Raw genomic sequence first — 17,577 nt, 5'->3', positions numbered from 1 at the left:
GGCTGTCAATCAACAAGCATTAAAGAAGTGATTAGGTAGGCTTGCGCGCCCGGTAGGCAGCGGGAAAGAACTACAGGAGGTGGTGTAAAAAATGCAGCACGCTATCTCTGGTTTAAGCACCAGATTATACTTCGCTTGCTGCCCAAGCTAATCGCAGCACGGCGCTTGCGCCTTAAACACTCGTTTGCCCTCCAAAAAAAGAAAAAGGAATGCTCCATGCGTATTAAGGTGTTGTTGGCTGCACTGCTGATGCTGTGTAGCTCATCGCTGGTGATGGCTGCCGATTACTACGTGGATATCACCAACCGTACCGGCTATACCATTTACTACATGTACGTGAGTCCCGCTGACTCAAAAAGCTGGGAGGAGGATGTGCTAGGTAGCGACGTGCTGCAGAATGGGGATACCCAGCGCGTCACGCTGACGGGCTACAAAAGCCCCTTCTTCGATATTCGCTTGGTGGATGAAGACGAAGACAGTTATACCTTCTGGAATGTCGATGTCTCTACCCAGGATATCGTGGTAACGCTGGATAATCTGGATTAGTAATGTAAAAACGGCTTGCTACCCATCAGGAAGCAAGCCGTTTTACTAACAAATTAAACGCTAAGCGACCGCACTTGGCTGAGAATAAGTAGCGGAGTACTGGGCAGGGGGCGGAGGTACTTGGGCGGCATTGGCGGCACTTAACGCGGCCATATCAGCGTAGGCTTGCTCAGTTAGGGCAACCACATCGGGGGAAGCGCCCCATTTCAGCAGCATCTCGTCAATGTGGCGCTCGGCTGCTTCAAACTGGCCGCAATGGCTTAACAATTTGGCGATAGTGTAGTCGCACTGGGGAGTATCGAACATCTCTTCCTTGATCTCTTGAATCGCCAGTTGAAGGCCCGCTTGGGAAATATCGACCAGTTGGTTGGTTTGCATACCACGGCTCCTTGTGAATGCTAACAGCTGCTCAGTAAGAGCAAACGTAAGTGTTGGTACTTACGCGCTTTTTGTACGCGCCTTGTACTCTTCGAGGGTAATACAGGGGGATGGTGAGAATCAATCACCATTTTTCCGGGCCGCAAAGAATTCACATGAATCAAAAAGCATAAAAAAATCCCCACGACAAACGCGGGGATTACGTGATAAAGATAGCGAGGGTCGGCTGGGTGCTAAAACGTAAATGTTGCGAGTAACGTCATCAGGCTACCAGCAAAAAACGCTACGGTTGCTATGGTGAGTACATTATTTTCTCTCGATTTTGTGCGAATATGTTTTTGTTCCATAAGATATTTTTCTAGGTGTTCGCGGCTTCCGGGCTGCGTGCCTTTGTAAAGATGCTGTCGAATCATCTTAACTTCCCCAAAGGTGGGTAATATGTGAACCTCTCTCACAAAGCGCTCTTACGCGTGTTTGAGACGGATGGCGTCACCGTTAGCTCACACTAAAAGAGTAGATGAATCAGAGCAAAAAAAAATACATAAAAGCTCTACAAAATGTTAACAAAGGTGTCACGCAGTAGGGCACTCACGGCTGGGCTGCGGCAGGTGCACCTCAAGCTGATGATGTTTGCCATCCAGCGGTACGCGTAGGCGCTGGCCTGAAGGCACCGTAAGTGCAGTACCATCAAGTGTTGCAGAAATAGTTGCGTTTGGCGCTTCCTGGGCTGTCTTGAAATGGCTCACCTTAATGCGGTAACAGGTGTTTTCCAGGTTTACGGTGGCACTAAACGAGGGCCACGCGCTGGGTAAACAGGGTGCTATTACCAACCAATTACCCTCGCGGCGTATGCCGAGAATGCCTTCCATACCCGCCTGGTACATCCATCCTGCGGCACCGGTATACCATGTCCAGCCACCACGGCCTTCGTGGGGTGGCACCGAGTAAACGTCTGCCGCCACTACGTAAGGCTCCACCCGATAGCGCGCAGCGCCCACGGCGGTCAGTGCGTGGTTAATAGGGTTGAGCAGTGAGAAGAGTTGGTAAGCGCTGTCTCCCTCTCCTAGTTTGGCAAAGGCCAGGGTGGCCCACATAGCAGCGTGGCTATACTGCCCGCCGTTTTCACGCATGCCGGGCGGGTAGCCACTAATATAGCCGGGGTCGCGCTGGGGCTGGTCAAACGGCGGCCAAAAGAGCAGTGCTAACTGCTGGTCGTGACGAATTAGTTGGCGCTCTAAAGACGCCATGGCCAGCGCTGCCCGCTTGGGGTTGGCCGCTTCGGAAAGTACCGCCCAAGACTGGGCAATAGAGTCAATCTGGCAGGCGTCGCTTTGCTGGCTGCCAAGCCAAGTGCCATCGTCGTAGGTGGCCCTGCGGTACCACTGGCCATCCCAGGCGTGCTGCTCTAACGCGGCGCGTAGCATGCTGGACTGCTGCTGCCAGCGGGCGGCCCGGCGTTCGCTGTTGGGTAGCTGGGGGTGCATCGCTTCACGTTGCTGAGCGTAGGGGATGAACAGATCCAGCGCTTTTATCAGCAGCCACCCAAGCCAAACGCTTTCCCCGCGACCCTTGGCGCCTACGCGATTCATACCGTCGTTCCAATCGCCGCTGCCCATCAGCGGTAAGCCGTGTTCGCCCAGCTGAGCCAGAGAGATATCCAAGCCCCGTGCGCAGTGCTCATAGAGCGTGGCGGTTTCCTGCGACACGCTAGGTAGGAAGAAGTGCTCCTGCTCCTGGGGTTCCAGTAATGCGCCGCTGAGAAAGCTCACCGGCTCATTCAGCACATCGCGGTCGTGGGAGGTCTCAATGTAGCGAGCGCAGGCATAGGCTAACCACACGCGGTCGTCGGAGATTCGTGTACGCACCCCTTGCCCCGAGTGGGGCAGCCACCAGTGCTGCACATCGCCTTCGGGGAACTGACGCGAAGCGGCGCGCAGCAAGTGCTGGCGCGTAGTGGCAGGTTGGCTGAAGGTTAACGCCATGCCGTCCTGCAACTGGTCGCGGAAGCCGTAGGCACCGCTGGCCTGGTAGAAGGCTGAGCGGGCGGTCAAGCGGCAGGCGATGGTTTGGTACAGCAGCCAGCCGTTGAGCATGATATCCATCGCGCGGTCGGGGGTGGTGACCTGAATAGCACTCAACTGGTTGGCCCAATGGCGTTGGAGGGCAGCTAGCTCGTCATCGATGTTAACGTCACGATAGCGTGCAATCAGGGTTTGAACGTGGTCGATGGAGTCGCCTTGGCCTAGCAGCACCACGATATCGGCGGTTTCTCCAGGGGCTAAAGCGCACTTTCGCTGTAGCGCCGCACAGGGGTCAAAGCCTGCGCCTATCGCGCCGGAAAGGGGGCGTTTACTGCGTAGCCCTGCTGGGTCTGCAAGGCCTTTACCGTAACCGATAAATTCGCTGCGGTTGGCTGTCCAGCTAGTCGGGGGCCCGCCAATATCCAAAAAGGCGACCCTATCGGGAAAGGCGGCGTTCCACGGGTTGGTAGCTAATAGCGCGCCGCTGCCTGCCGCCTGAGCAGTGATCAGAAACGGAGCCGATGCGCTGCGCGATGTGCCAAGCACCCATTCGGCATAGGCGGTGACGGATAGCTTGCGTACCCGGTTGGTGTGGTTGGTGATGCTTAGCCGCGAGATGCGTAGTGGATCTTCCCGAGGCACTAAGTGCAGCAACGTCATCGCTAACCCATCCACACGGTGCTCAAACTGGCTGTAGCCGAAGCCATGCCTGGCCACATAGCGTCCGCTATCGCGTCGTGGGCTGGCGGTTGCGGTGTACAGGGCTAGGCTCTCTTCATCCCGGATATAAATAGCATCCCCGCTGGGGTCTACCACCGGGTCATTGGACCACGGCGTTAACTGGTTCTCTTTGCTGCTGTCTGCCCATAGGTAGCCAGCGCCCTCTGCCGACACTTGGCAACCAAACCGCTGATTCGCCATGACGTTAATCCAGGGCGCAGGAGTGGTACGGTAGCCATCAAGTAGCGTGACATACTCTTTCCCCTGCTTGGCGAACCCGCCCAGCCCATTAAAAAACTCCAGTTCCGAAGGACTTATAGCAGGCCGTAGCTCTTTGCGGGGGCGCGGTTGGGGCAGTGAGCGTTTTGTCGATGCGGCTAAGGTAGGCGCTTTTTGTTCCTGAAGCACCAGCAATAGCTGGTCGGCGATAGCGCCTCGACTGGCGATCAGGTCGATACGCGCTATCGACTGGAGCTGTGTGCGAGAACCCTGGCTGGTTAAATCGGCGCGTAGGGCAAACACAGCGCCTTGGGTTTGGCCCTCATGCAGCCTCGGCCTAGCTTGGCTACTCAGTATGGTTGCCTCGATGGCTTGCTGCAGGTCTTGCACATAGGAGGATGACCGTTCATTCATCACCACAATATCGACTTCTAAGCGTTTCATGCGCCAATACTCATGGGCGCGCAGCAGTTGATGCAGCTGCGCGATATCCATCAGCGAGTCGATGTGCAGCAAAACGATCGGCAAGTCGCCGGAGATGCCGTGCTGCCAAAGCAGCGACTGTGGCCCCGCGCCACGCGTAATGGCCGAGGGTGGCGCCCTAAAACGGGCATCTGGGTAAAGCAGCGGGGCCGCCAGGCGCTGAAAGTCGGCAGCCTCGTCGGGCTGTATGCCTAAGTGGCGCAGTTGAACCTGTGCCTGGGTCCAGGCCAGTAGTTTGGCGCGCTCGAAGGCGCTGCGATCATGGTGTTGGTCGATGAGATCCATCAGCGCCTCCCGTGAGGCGGCTACCACCGTCCAGAAGGCGATACGGGCGCTGCTGCCTGGGGTTACCCGCAGGCGGTAGCGCAGGGCCAGAATGGGATCAATCACGCTGCCCACGGAGCCGGTTAAGCGCTGGCCCTCTGCCAGTGCCGCCGCGTTAAGCAGGCTGCGCCCCCGGCCAATAAACGTGTCGCGGCTTGTTTCATACTGCACGTCTCCTACGGTATCGCCTTCCACCACGGCAAAGTGGGCGACCCATACGGGAGCTTCGCTTGGGTCGCGCTGGCGCCGTGTGGCGATCAGCACGTTGAGTTCAGATAAGTACTCGGTCACCACAAACATTTTTGCAAAGCACGGGTGAGCGTTATCGGCAGCGGGCGTGGTAAGCACGAGCTCCGCGTAGGAGGTCACATCGATATCGCCGGTATGGCGTCCGTTGTTGGTCAGGGAGAGCAGGCGAACCTCGCTGTCATCTTCACCGGACACCAGCACGTCCAAGTGGCTGGATATATCGTCGTGCCGGTGGGTATAGCGTGCGTAATCTTCGGCAAACAGTGCGTGATTGGCGGCATCGTTAGCACTGCTGTGGTGTTCGGCGGTTTGCCCAGTGGCGGCCCAAATGCCAGGGTGACGGGTATCACGAAGAAAGATAGCGCTGCCCCAGGGGTTACAGGTGGTATCCGGCTGCCAGCGGGTGATCGCAATGTGATGCCAGCGGCTGTAGCCCCCACCCGTGGCCGTCAACATAACGGAGTAGTGGCCGTTGGAGAGCAGATGCGTGACCGGCGGCCCGTTAAGCGCAGTAGGCACCCGGCGCACTGCTTGGGCGTCATTAGTTACCTGGCTGGCGGTAGATTTCACCTCTTCGGCCCGTGGGTAGGCAATCGCCACATCTCTGGGGATGCGCTCTTGCAGCAGCAGCTCGGTGGCCTGAATCATTGGCTCACGGTGAAAGCGGGCGCGCATTATTCCCTGCTGAAGCGTATTGGCAATCGCCACGATGGTCATGCCCTGGTGATGAGCCATATAGCTGCGTACCACGACTCCCTCTTTACCGGCGGGAAGCCGTGAGCGGGTTAGGTCGATGGCTTCATAAAAGCCATAGCACCCCCGAGCGCCCATCTCGGCCAAACGGCGGTAGTTTTGGTAGGCGCTTTCAGGATCAACCATGGTAGCTAACCCCGTGGCATAGGGGGCTACTACCAAATCCGCTGACAAGCCGCGTTTCAGCCCTAACCCCGGCACGCCAAAATTGGAGTACTGGTAGGTGTGCTCGATATCCCGAGCGTTATACCCGGATTCTGAAATGCCCCACGGTGCTGAAAACTGCGCGGCGTAGGCTTGTTGGCGCTTCACGACCAAGCGATTGGTTTGTTCCAGCAGGCTCCCTGCAGGAGCGCGCATCACCAACGACGGCATCAAATACTCAAACATGGAGCCTGACCAGGAGATCAGCGCCGCGCCGCGTGCAAGCGGGGTGGCGGCACGGCCCAAGCGCAGCCAGTGGCGGGTGGGCACATCGCCCTTGGCAATGGCAAACAGGCTGGCTAGCCGCGCTTCGGATGCCAGCAGGTCATAGCAGCTGCTATCTAGGCAGTAGTCATCCAGCGAATAGCCGATGGAGAGCAGCTGCCGCTCACTATTAAGCAGAAACGCGAAATCCATCGAGGTTGCCAGCCGTCTTGCTTGATGGGCCAGCCGATGCAGCTGAACGGGGCGAGCGCTGGCGGAACAAGCGCTGACCGATAGAGTGGCTTTGTTTTGATCATCGCTATGTTGAGCGACCACTTTGTGGACGGCGCGGATCCAAAATAGTGCCGTTTCCCTATCGGCGTCTGTTGCGGGCGACAGCAACGCCTGTGCTGACGCCACGGCCGCGCTGGTGAGCGGTAATAAAACATTGACGGGGAGAGGTGCGGAGGTGTCCTCGTTTAACAGCGCCTCTATGTGTGTCAGCTGCTTTTCAAGTGGCTGAATAGCCGATAGTTCATGCCCTGCTGTTGCAGGCGCAAGGCGCGCTAGTGCCTCAATGGCGAGCATGAGCGCATCGGCCACACCTTGATGCGGCTTGGGTGGCTCTGCTTCCTGCCACGTCTCGCAGGCATTAGCCAGCGTAATAAGGTGGCCAGCCAGGTTGCCGCTATCCACCGTGGAGACATAGCGCGGGTCGAGCGGGCGCAGGTCAGCGGTGGCGTACCAGTTATAGAAGTGGCCACGAAAGCGCGGCAGCGTCTGCATGACGGCTAGGGTGGTGGTTAAACGGCGCAGCGCTTCTTGGCTGCCTATCCAGCCGAAGTCCCGGGCGGCGACGATGGCCAGCAAATACAGCCCCATATTGGTGGGCGAGGTGCGTTGGGCAACCACCGGTTGGGGCGTTTCTTGGAAGTTATCGGGCGGCAGGTAGTGGTTATCGCTACTAACGAAGGTTTCAAAGTAGCGCCACGTTTGGCGGGCGATCAGCCGCAGCGATTGGGCGGTCTCTTCTGCCGGTAGCGGGTGGTTGGCGGCACTGGTCGCGCTGCTTAGCCAAGCGGCAACCCTAGGCGCCGCCAGCCACAGCAAAGTAATCGGCAGCACGATGCCCCAAACGCTGCCGTTGACCCCTAGGGCGGCTAGTGCAACAGCCGCCCCCAGTGCCGTACCAGGAGCCATGTGCTGATAAAACCCCAGTGTACTGAGGTGGGGGCGCTTCATGGTTTGCGCCGCCGAGGTCCACTCCAGCAAATGGCGGTGGGTCACAAACAGACGCATGAGGGTGCAGCCGATGGCACTGAGCATGCGCCACGCCTGATCAGGCAGGAAAATAAGCTGAACCAGCGTTTGCTTCGCGCCTAGCTGCAGCTCCGCCAGCCACTGCTGAAAATGGTGGCGCAGGTTGACGCCCGGCTGGAGGGGGATAAAGGTCGCCCATAGCGATAACAGTACCGGCGCGCCGATGAACAGGATAACCATCAGTGTGCTAGCAGCGGCCATTAGCAGCGGTAGCTGCCAGCTAACCGCCAAGCAAGCAAGTAGCAGCGGCGGCAGCAGCGAGCGGCGCAGGTTGCCCAGCGCTTTGAGGCGGCCGATGGGAGGTAAGGCACCGTTAAGTAACCACGGCAGAAGCTGCCAATCACCACGTACCCAGCGGTGTTGGCGCTTGGCGACCACATCGTAACGGTTGGGGAAGTCCTCAATGACTTCGATATCCGAGGCCAGGCCCGCACGGGCATAGATCCCTTCAAACATATCGTGGCTGAGTAGGCTGTTATCAGGAATACGGCCTGCCAGTGACGCTTCAAAGGCGTCGATATGGTAAATCCCCTTACCCGCATAGGAGCCTTCGCCCACCAAATCTTGGTAAAGGTCGGAAATAGCCGCAGCATACGGCTCTATGCCACCGGGGGCAGAGCACAGCCGCTGATAGGTGGAACCACTGCCCGACATAGGCAGCGATTGGGTCACGCGGGGCTGCAAAATGGCATAGCCTTCCACCACCCGCTGTTGGCGCGGGTCTAGGCGCGGTTGGTTTAAGGGATGGGCGAGCTTGCCGATCAGTTTGCTTGCGGTGCCTCTGGGCAGGCGGGTGTCGGCATCCAGAGTGATGACATAGTGCACCCCGCTAGGCAGTAAAGGTGGGTTGATAAAGGTGGTGTCGGTCGCGCCGCGTAACAGCCGATTAAGCTCGTGCAGCTTGCCACGCTTGCGCTCCCACCCCATCCAGCACTGCTCGCGTGGATTAAACACACGCCTGCGGTGTAGCCAAAAAAAGCGCTGCTCGCTGCCAGGGGGGCAGTAGCGGTCGTTGAGCTGCTGTATGCGTTGTTCTGCGATGCTAAATAGCGCAGCTTCCTGGGCTAACGTTTCGCACTGGGCGTCAACCCCATCCGATAGCAGGGCGTAGCTGATAGCGCCATCACCGCTGCTTAAATAGTGCACCTCAAGGCGATTCAGCTGCTCCTGTAAATCGGCCTCGCTGGTGAACAGCGTCGGCACGGCGACCAGCGTTCGCAGCGCAGCGGGTACGCCTTTGGAAAGGTCCAGGCTGGGTAGAGGCTCCGCGCCAATGCTATGGATCACAAACCGGTTGACGATCAGCGTGGCGACCTCAATCAGCGGCAATAGGCTTAAACCGCCCAACAGCACCAGCCACCATATAGGCACTGCCTGGGAGGAGGCGGTTAGCCAGAGTAGCCATCCAGCCAGCACGGCGAGCGCAGTGGTGGTGATTGCCAGCAGCGCGACATAGCCGGGGATGCCGTTGTTGATCAGCCGTTGGCGAAATCGACGGCGTAAGGAGGGGCGAAAGCCCAGACGCTTTTCCAAGGCCGCGCGCCCACCCGCCACCAATACGTAGCCGGGGTCGCTCACGCGGGCCGTTTCAATCTCGCCTTTAGCGGTTGCCAAGGCGTCATGGCAGGCGTTCAGCGCGTGATCAGTCACCTCAAGCTCGCTGTAGGCCGAGCCACGGGCCAGCTCCTCTACGGCGCTGCGGTATTGATTGCGGGTGGCAAAATCGTACTGGGCAAAGTCGCTATGCTGGCTCAGCTTGGCGTCCACCAAACTGACGCTTTCGAGCAGGTCAGCCCAGTCGGTGCTGGCGATAAACCGCATGCTGGTGATGATATTACGCATGGTGACGCTCGCCGCGCCTTGGCGATGCTGGGCGTTTTGTACTACGCCATCAATGGATTCGCCCTGGCTATGCAACTGCTCGGAAAGCCAGCAGGCCAGCGCGCTGGTTCTTGGGTTAATGCCCCGTAAGCGTTTGGCCAGTTGGGCGGTAAAAGAGGCGGAAAGAGGCGCTTTTTGCAGCGTAAAGGAGGGGAAATCGTGGGAGTCTTGCTGCGCCAGACACTGGGTAGCAAGGGCATCGGCTGCGTCTCGTGCGCTCTGCTCTTCGGTAATTTGGTCGGCTAGCCGGCGTAGGTTCTCCACCAAGACAATGCGTAGCGTAATGGCAACCGCCCACAGCTCGCCAATGGTTAACGGCTGTTCGCGCTGGTAGGCGCTGATAAAGGCGCGCAGATTGGTCAGTTCCAGGTGGCTGTCGGTGTGCGCCACAAACGCCCAGGCGATGCCGAATACCCGTGGGTAGCCGGCAAACGGCCCATCGGCCAGTTTGGGGAGCTGGCGGTAATAGCCGGGGGGCAAGTTGCCGCGAATTTCGCGTATTTGCGCCTCGATCAAATGGTAGTTGTCGAGTAACCAGGCGGCGGCAGGGACAATATCCCGCCCCTCCGCCAGGGTGGCCGCACAGGCCCGATAGGCGGAGAGCAGCACCCTGGCGTTTTCGTTAAGCCGACGGGATAAGGAGACGACTTTTGCAGGTGCTTCGGTAACCACTTGGGCTTGCGCTAGGCTGCAAGCATGCTGTTCCAGCCGTTCGGCGCTGAACAGTTCTTCACGCACGGGGGCGGTGGAGTTCCAAGGCGCCATAGTGGCGGTGTTTCGGCGCACACGCTGGAAAAAGAGCGATTGGAACAAACGGGTCACGGCTTCCATCCTGGTTACGCTGCAAATAGCACACCCAAAAGCGGTGCTGCTTCATCAGGACGATGTGCTCAATGCTCTTTGCTGTCGGTGCGCTAGCGTACATTGCGGAGACAAACAAAAACGCGGTGGCCTAACACGATGATATGCCAAATAAAGGGTAGCGGAGCAAGGTGGAGCTGGTCGGGAGGCGTAACAGAAAGCGCTAATGTTTTAGACTAAAGTTGTTAGACTTTGGTTGTAATTGCCGCCAATTTACTGGACTAATGGCCTATTGCAGTGAATAAAGGGCACCCTAAAAGCCAGCGGCGCTGGCGAAAAATGCCATAGGGCCAACAACTTCCTGAGCCCTTTCGTTCACCCTGACTGCGAGCGGTACTTCCATAATGCGCAGAACTGCCACGATGATGCTGTGGGATCAGCTTTGGCACTCCCACGACCAAGTCAAAAATCTCCTGATGTGTGCGTTACCGACCTCAAGCGCCGGTGGCTCCTCATCCCGAAATGACGCTATAACCGAGGGCGGTGGCGGCCATTCGCCCCGTCCGCCCGCATACAGCACGGCACAAAAAGTCGGCTTGGTGTTGGGGCCTTTGCTGTTTGCTTTGGTAGTGATGTTTTTCCACCCCGCCGACTTGAGCTTCGAAGGGCGCATGGTGCTAGCCACCACCCTATGGGTGGCGGTGTGGTGGATTACCGAGGCCATTCCTATTCCGGTAACATCACTGCTACCCATTATTCTGCTACCGATTACCGGTGCGCTGGAGAGTGGCGCTGTAACGGCGGCATACGGCAACCCGATTATTTTCCTGTTCCTGGGCGGCTTTATGATCGCCTTGGCGATGGAGAAGTGGGACCTTCATAAGCGCATCGCGCTGTCGATTATCTCCGTGCTAGGCACCAGTATTAACAGCATCGTGTTTGGCTTTATGGCCGCCACGGGCTTCTTGTCGATGTGGGTATCCAATACCGCTGCCGTCATGATGATGCTGCCCATTGGCACCGCGATTGTCTACCAAATGACCCAGGAGCTGAACAAAACCGAAGGGGATCACAGCGACGAGATTGATAAGTTCAGTAAGTCGCTGATTTTTGGCGTGGGCTACGGGGGCACCATTGGCGGTTTGGGCACGCTCATTGGCACGCCGCCGAACATTATCCTGGCTGCGATTGTGAACGAGCTGTTTGGGATTGAGATCTCTTTCGCTAGCTGGATGATGTTTGCTTTCCCGGTGGTTGTCTCGCTGCTGGTGATTGGCTGGGTGATGCTCACGCGCTTTATTTATCCGATTAAGCTCGCCAAGCTGCCGGGTGGCCGTGCGCTGATCCGCAAAGAGAAAGAGGCGCTGGGTAAGATCACCTTCGAAGAGCAGGCGGTGCTCGGTGTTTTCCTGTTCGCCGCGTTTTTCTGGATTACCCGCTCGTTCCTTTGGCAGGGGCAGATCCTCGCGATCCCCGGCATTAACGATACCATGATTGCGATTACCGCCGCCGTGGCGCTGTTTCTCATTCCTTCCCCCAATAAAGGCGGCTGCCTGCTGGGATGGGATGTGGCCAAAGACGTACCGTGGGGCATCTTGCTGCTGTTCGGCGGCGGTTTGGCGATTGCTGCGGGCTTTGGTTCGTCGGGTCTGGCTTCCTGGATTGGCGGCCAAATGAGCGTGTTGGAAGGCGTCAACTTCCTGCTGGTGATTCTGCTGGCGACTGGCATGGTGCTGTACCTGACCGAAATCACCTCCAACACAGCCACGGCCACCATGATCCTGCCGGTATTGGCGTCGCTGGCGCTGGCGCTGAATATTCACCCGTTCGTGCTGATGGTGCCTGCGGCGATGGCAGCTAACTGTGCCTTTATGCTGCCGGTGGGCACGCCGCCCAACGCGATTATCTTCGCCACCGGCAAAATCAAAATCATCGAGATGGTGCGTAACGGTTTCTGGCTAAACATCATTGCAATGTTCCTGATTGTGGCGGCGGTCTACTTTCTGTTACCGGTGCTTTGGGGCGTTGATCTCACCACTTACCCGGACGCATTTAGGGACTAACCTAGATTAAATTTACGTGGTTAGCATTAAGCCCCCGTCCTGCGATGGGGGCTTTTTGTATGCGGCTTACAGCGCGAAACGGTGTGCTGGGGTGGGTTGGCGGGCTTTCGACAAACGGCGGGGATTACCTATAGTGGCTTGAGGGACTTCAACACGCAGACGCAACCCCAAAGGAGACCGGCAATGGAACTGCTTGAAAACGTCCGCGATTACCTGCAAGAGCACGCCTTAACACTCGCCACTGCTGAGTCCTGCACGGCAGGGATGATTGTTTCGGAACTGGCGCGGGTGCCCGGCAGCGGCCAATCAATAGATTGCGGCCTGGCCGTATACTCCCCGGACGCGAAGCAGCGCTACCTATCGGTCAGTGCCCATACCATTGAGCAGTGTGGATTAACCAGCGAAGCCACCTCTAAAGAGATGGCGCTGGGGGCGCTGACCAACAACGATGCCGACGTGGCCCTGGCTAATACCGGCATTGCCGGGCCTGAACCCCACGATGGCATTCCGGTAGGTACAGTATGTTTTGCCTGGGCGTTTCGCCACGAGCAGCAGTACTACCTGATATCCGAGACGCGGCACTTTTCCGGTGACCGCAACGAGGTGCGTTTGGCCGCCGCCCACTACGCGTTAATGCGCCTGCCGGAGCACTACGCCGCCGTGGTAGAGGGGCAGGTGAGTGCCATCGCACATCAAGCCAATCAGGCCCATATCCAGACAGCGCTGCAGGTGTCGCCCACCCTTGACCCGCAGCAGGAAGTGGAGCGTCGCGTGGCATTTTTATATCGCCAGCTAGTGAGCACTGGGCAGAAGAGCCTAGTGCTGGGCATTAGCGGCGGTGTCGATTCCACCGTGGCCGGGCGGCTGGCGCAACTGGCGGTAGAAAAAGCCCGCCAAGAGGGAGTCGAGGCGCACTTCTACGCCATGCGCTTGCCCTACGACACCCAGCAGGATGAAGAAGACGCCCAGCAGGCGCTGGCGTTTATCCAGCCAGATAGCGTACTGACGGTCAACATCCAAGCGGCCAGCGATGCACTGTTGGCCTCGCTTGAAGCCGGTGGGCTGGGCTTTACCGACGCCCATCAGCGGGATTTCGTGCTGGGCAATATTAAAGCGCGCCAGCGGATGGTGGCCCAGTACGCCGTAGCGGGGGCCAACGCAGGGTTAGTGGTAGGCACCGACCAAGCGGCCGAAGCGTTAATGGGCTTTTTTACCAAGTATGGCGACGGTGCCTGCGATATTGCGCCGCTCACTGGGTTGACCAAAGCCCAGGTGCGGCAGCTTGGCGCTGTGCTGGGCGCGCCGGAAGCGCTGGTGGAAAAACAGCCTACCGCCGACCTGGAAACTCTCAAACCACAGCTCGCCGACGAAGAAGCGCTGGGGGTTAGCTATGCGGATATCGATGCCTTTCTGACCGGCGAGCAGATCAGCGAGGGCGCCCGTGCCACTATTATCCAAACCTACCAGCGCTCGGCGCATAAGCGTCAGCTGCCTATCACCCCTTAAACGCTAGCGTCGCGGTGTCAGGTTGTTATGATGCAGCTAATTTTCCTGTATCGAGCCTGTCATGCGATTACTTCATACCGCCGATTGGCATTTGGGGCGGCTGTTCCACAACCTTTCCCTGCTGGAAGACCAGCGCCATGTGTTGCAGCAGCTGCTAGAGATTATCGACCGCGAGCAGGTGGATGCCGTGCTGGTGGCGGGCGATATTTACGACCGCTCTGTGCCTCCAGCAGCGGCGGTTACATTATTGGATGAGATCTTAGGCGAGCTGTGCGAGAAGCGTGGCCTGCCGGTCGTGATGATTTCCGGTAACCACGACGGTGCCGAGCGGCTGGGGTTTGGCGCACGCCACTTGCGCCAGGCCGGGCTGCATATTCTCACCGACCTAGCCACCTGCGACCAGCCGGTCACCCTCACGATTGGCGATGACACGGTGGATATCTTCGGCATCCCCTACGCCGATCCAGAATATGTACGCAGTGAATTTGGCGAAGACGTGCGCGACTTCGACAGCGCCCACCGCTATCTGCTGGAGCGTATTGAGGCGCAGCGACAGCCGGGCCGCCCGACGCTACTGATGAGCCACTGCTTTGTAGATGGCGGCACTGCCAGCGACTCCGAACGCCCGCTCACTCTAGGCGGAGCGGAAAGCGTGGCTTGGGAACCCATGCAGGGTTTCGACTACGTGGCGCTGGGCCATCTTCACGGCCCCCAAATTCGCGGCGGCGAGCATATTCGCTATAGCGGCTCGCTGCTGAAGTACAGCTTTTCCGAAGCCACCCAGCGCAAAGGTGTCACCCTTGTCGAGATGGGCAGCGAAGGCGTCACCCAAATAACCCACCGCCCGCTGCAACCGCGCCGAAACGTGCGCGTGTTGGAGGGCGAATTGGCGCAGCTGCTGGCCCAAGGGGCCGCTGACCCCCACGCCGATGACTACCTGCTGGTGCGCCTCACCGACCGCCACGCCATTCTCGACCCCATGGGCAAACTGCGGGAGGTCTACCCCAACGTGCTGCACCTGGAAAAGCCCGGCATGCTGGAAGCGAAAGGCCGCCAGCAGCTAGACCGCGAGCGGCTAACGTTCAGCGCGCTGGATATGTTTAGTGACTTCTTCACCCAAACCAGCGGCGAGCCGATGAGCGACGCGCAGGCCCGTGCCATGGGCGAGTTGATCACCACCCTGAGTCGCGAGCAGGAGGGCCAGGCATGACGCCATTAACGCTCACCATGCAGGCCTTTGGCCCCTTTGCCGGTAGCGAAACCATCGACTTCACCGCGCTGGGCAGAAGCCCGCTGTTTCTGATTAACGGCCCCACTGGCGCGGGCAAAAGCTCAATCCTCGATGCCATCTGCTTTGCGCTGTACGGCCAAACCACCGGCAACGAGCGAGACGCAGGCCAGATGCGCTGCGACCAAGCGGAAGCCACCCTGCTTACCGAAGTGACCCTGGATTTCCGCCTGCGGGATGCCACCTATCGGGTGCGCCGAGTGCCCCAACAGGAGCGACCCAAAGCGCGGGGCGAAGGCACGACCACCCAAAACGCCGAAGCCCAGCTCTGGCGGCTAACCCCCCAAGGCATGGAAGAAGAGTGCCTGGTGGCCCGCAGCGTGACCGATGCCACCAGCCAGCTGCAGAGCCTGCTGGGGGTCGATGCTCGCCAGTTCCGCCAGGTCATGGTGCTCCCCCAGGGGAAATTCCGCGAGCTGCTGCTGGCTGGCTCAAAAGAGCGCGAGGAGATTTTTGCCCAGCTGTTTCAAACCCAGATTTTTCAGCGTATCGAACAGCGTTTGCTGGAGCAGGCCAAGCATATTGTCCGCGAGGTGAACGACCACCGCCAGCGGGTGCAAGGGATGCTCTCGGCCAGCGATGTCGAGAGCGAGACCGCCCTTAATGAAGCACTCGCGGCGCTCGCCCCCGACTATCAAGCCGCCAAGCAGGATCTCGCTACGGCCAGCGAACGGCGTGAGCAGGCTGTGGCAGCTGCCCAGGCGGGCACAACATTGGCCCGCCAGTTCGAGCAGCACGCCGCGCTGGTCAGCGCAAAATCTACCTTGCTGGAGCAGCAGCCAGCGGTGCAACACGCCCAGCAGCAGCTTCGCCAGCACGAACAAACCCAAACCCTGGCAACGCCGTTTTACGCGCTGCAAAGCGCCCAGAAAAACGCCACCGCCGCCCAACGGGAATGCCACGCCGCCGAACAGGCCATCGCCCCTCGACAGGCAGCCCACCAGCAGGCCCAGACGGCGCTGGAGGAGGCCAATGCCCAGCATGAACGGCTGCCTGAACTGCAGCGCCAGGCCTATGCTCTGGAGCAATCCCTCGCCAAGTGCCAGGAGCTGACCACGCTGGAAGGGCAGTACCAAACGCTCGCCCAGCAGGCGGCCCAAGCGCTTGAAACGGCAGAGCAGAAGCAGCGCGCTGCCGCACAGCAAGAGCAGCATACCATCGAGCAGGAGATGCGCTGGCACCAGGGCCAAGCGGCGCTGTTCGCCCAGCGGTTGGAAAGCGGCCAGCCCTGCCCGGTGTGTGGCAGCCGCGAGCATCCAACGCCTGCCGTACCCGCTCAGGCGCTGGTGACGCAAGAGGAGGTGAAGCAGGCGCGGGATGCTTACGAGCGTGCCCGCCAAACCTGGGTGAGCGCCCAGCAAGACGCCCAGCGCCTAGAGCAGCAGGCAAACCACCTCAACGAGCAGTGCCAGCAACTGCGCGGGCAGTTAGGGGAAGCCACCTCGCTGGAAGCACTGAACGCCTCGCTAGACAGCATAAAGCGCGAGATAGGCACCTACGAACAAACGTGGAAAGCCGCCCATACTCAGGCCCAAGCTGCCCACACGGCGTTCACCCAAGCGCAAACCACGCTGACAGAGGCTACCCAGCGCCAAGCAGAGGCGCAGCGCACTTTGGAAACCGCCCAAGCTGAATGGCAAGCAGCGCTGCAGGCCAGCCCCTTTAGCGATGAGCAGGCGTTTACCGCTGCCCGCCTAGAAGCGCCGGAGCAGCAGCGCCTAAGTGACAACGTCGCGCGCTTTCAACGGGAGCTGGCGAAGCTGGAAGGTCAAATTGAGGCCAGCGAGCCGCTGCTGAAGGGCAAGACGCCCCCCGACGTTGCCGCCCTCAACGCCAACGCTGACGCGGCCAAGACCCACGAAGAAGCCTGCCGCCAAACGTATCAGCGCTTGGCTGCACGCGTCGACCAACTTACTAGCACCCAGCAGCGCTTGGTGGATGCCCGCCGCGCAGAGGCAGCGCTGGAGGAGCAGTACAAGCTGTGGGGTACGCTGAGCGACGTCGCCAATGGCCGCACCGGCAACCGCATCAGCCTGCAGCGTTTTGTGCTGGGCGTGCTGCTGGACGATGTGTTGATTCAAGCCTCCGAGCGCCTGGTACGCATGAGCCGCGGGCGCTACCAGCTAGTGCGTCGGGAAGACCCTTCCAAGGGCAATAAAGCTTCCGGCTTAGAGCTAGACGTGGCTGATACCTACACTGGAAAAAATCGCCCGGTGGCCACGCTCTCTGGTGGGGAGTCGTTTATGGCGGCACTGTCGCTGGCGCTGGGGCTTTCCGATGTGGTGCAGGCCTACGCGGGCGGTATTCAGTTGGATACGCTATTTATTGATGAAGGTTTTGGCAGCCTGGACCAGGATGCCCTGGATCAAGCCATTGCCATGCTGAGCGAGCTGCAAATGAGCGGGCGGATGATAGGGATCATTTCCCACGTCAGCGAACTCAAAGAGCAGATGCCGGTTCGTATCGAGGTGAACGCTAGCCGCCACGGCAGCTCGGTCACGGTGAAAGGGGCGCTGAGCTAGGCGTGAGCGCGGAGTTAATTCATGCTGCATGCATGTAGCATGCGTTATAACAATGGTTAAAGTGCTAGCGTGCGACCCACTCACGGGAGTAACTA

At 59.2% G+C, this 17,577-nt stretch carries 7 protein-coding genes; 5 read left to right on the top strand and 2 right to left on the bottom strand.

What is annotated here, in order from left to right; genetic code table 11:
* Window positions 1-216 precede the first annotated feature (216 nt).
* Complete coding sequence (locus tag LG300_RS11695; protein ID WP_404375488.1) at window positions 217-546, top strand: hypothetical protein; 330 nt, start codon at window positions 217-219, stop codon at window positions 544-546.
* A 60-nt stretch (window positions 547-606) separates the two neighbouring features.
* Here LG300_RS11695 and LG300_RS11690 read toward each other — a convergent pair whose 3' ends face one another.
* Together LG300_RS11690 and LG300_RS11685 are read right to left on the bottom strand one after the other, a co-directional pair.
* Window positions 607-924: a hypothetical protein gene (locus tag LG300_RS11690; RefSeq protein ID WP_404375487.1), complete on the bottom strand. Its 318-nt coding sequence runs from the start codon at window positions 922-924 to the stop codon at window positions 607-609.
* Between the two features lie 572 nt (window positions 925-1,496).
* Window positions 1,497-10,133 (bottom strand): GH36-type glycosyl hydrolase domain-containing protein, encoded by an 8,637-nt coding sequence (locus tag LG300_RS11685; protein ID WP_404375486.1) that lies wholly within the window; start codon window positions 10,131-10,133, stop codon window positions 1,497-1,499.
* Window positions 10,134-10,525: 392 nt separating this feature from the next.
* Between LG300_RS11685 and LG300_RS11680 the strand changes: the two genes are divergently transcribed.
* From LG300_RS11680 to LG300_RS11665, 4 genes are all read left to right on the top strand, one after another.
* Window positions 10,526-12,166, top strand: coding sequence for an SLC13 family permease (locus LG300_RS11680; RefSeq protein WP_404378032.1), 1,641 nt, complete (start codon window positions 10,526-10,528; stop codon window positions 12,164-12,166).
* A 183-nt stretch (window positions 12,167-12,349) separates the two neighbouring features.
* A complete protein-coding gene (gene nadE / locus LG300_RS11675) occupies window positions 12,350-13,672 on the top strand; it encodes an ammonia-dependent NAD(+) synthetase (RefSeq protein WP_404375485.1) in 1,323 nt (440 codons plus the stop codon).
* A 61-nt stretch (window positions 13,673-13,733) separates the two neighbouring features.
* Window positions 13,734-14,882 (top strand): exonuclease SbcCD subunit D, encoded by a 1,149-nt coding sequence (locus tag LG300_RS11670; RefSeq protein WP_404375484.1) that lies wholly within the window; start codon window positions 13,734-13,736, stop codon window positions 14,880-14,882.
* A complete protein-coding gene (locus LG300_RS11665) occupies window positions 14,879-17,482 on the top strand; it encodes an AAA family ATPase (protein WP_404375483.1) in 2,604 nt (867 codons plus the stop codon). Before LG300_RS11670 ends, LG300_RS11665 begins: the two co-directional genes overlap by 4 nt.
* Window positions 17,483-17,577 lie beyond the last annotated feature (95 nt).

This window comes from Vreelandella aquamarina (assembly GCF_044805175.1).
GTDB lineage: Bacteria > Pseudomonadota > Gammaproteobacteria > Pseudomonadales > Halomonadaceae > Vreelandella > Vreelandella aquamarina_B.
Note: the sequence above shows the minus strand (reverse complement) of the source record. Positions and strands in the feature narration are given on the sequence as shown.

Excerpts from the sequence above, each read along its gene's own strand:
- nadE (WP_404375485.1), top strand. The coding sequence starts at position 12,350 with ATGGAACTGCTTGAAAACGTCCGCGATTACCTGCAAGAGCACGCCTTA.
- LG300_RS11665 (WP_404375483.1), top strand. The coding sequence starts at position 14,879 with ATGACGCCATTAACGCTCACCATGCAGGCCTTTGGCCCCTTTGCCGGT.
- LG300_RS11670 (WP_404375484.1), top strand. The coding sequence starts at position 13,734 with ATGCGATTACTTCATACCGCCGATTGGCATTTGGGGCGGCTGTTCCAC.
- LG300_RS11680 (WP_404378032.1), top strand. The coding sequence starts at position 10,526 with ATGATGCTGTGGGATCAGCTTTGGCACTCCCACGACCAAGTCAAAAAT.
- LG300_RS11690 (WP_404375487.1), bottom strand. The coding sequence starts at position 924 with ATGCAAACCAACCAACTGGTCGATATTTCCCAAGCGGGCCTTCAACTG.
- LG300_RS11685 (WP_404375486.1), bottom strand. The coding sequence starts at position 10,133 with ATGGAAGCCGTGACCCGTTTGTTCCAATCGCTCTTTTTCCAGCGTGTG.
- LG300_RS11695 (WP_404375488.1), top strand. The coding sequence starts at position 217 with ATGCGTATTAAGGTGTTGTTGGCTGCACTGCTGATGCTGTGTAGCTCA.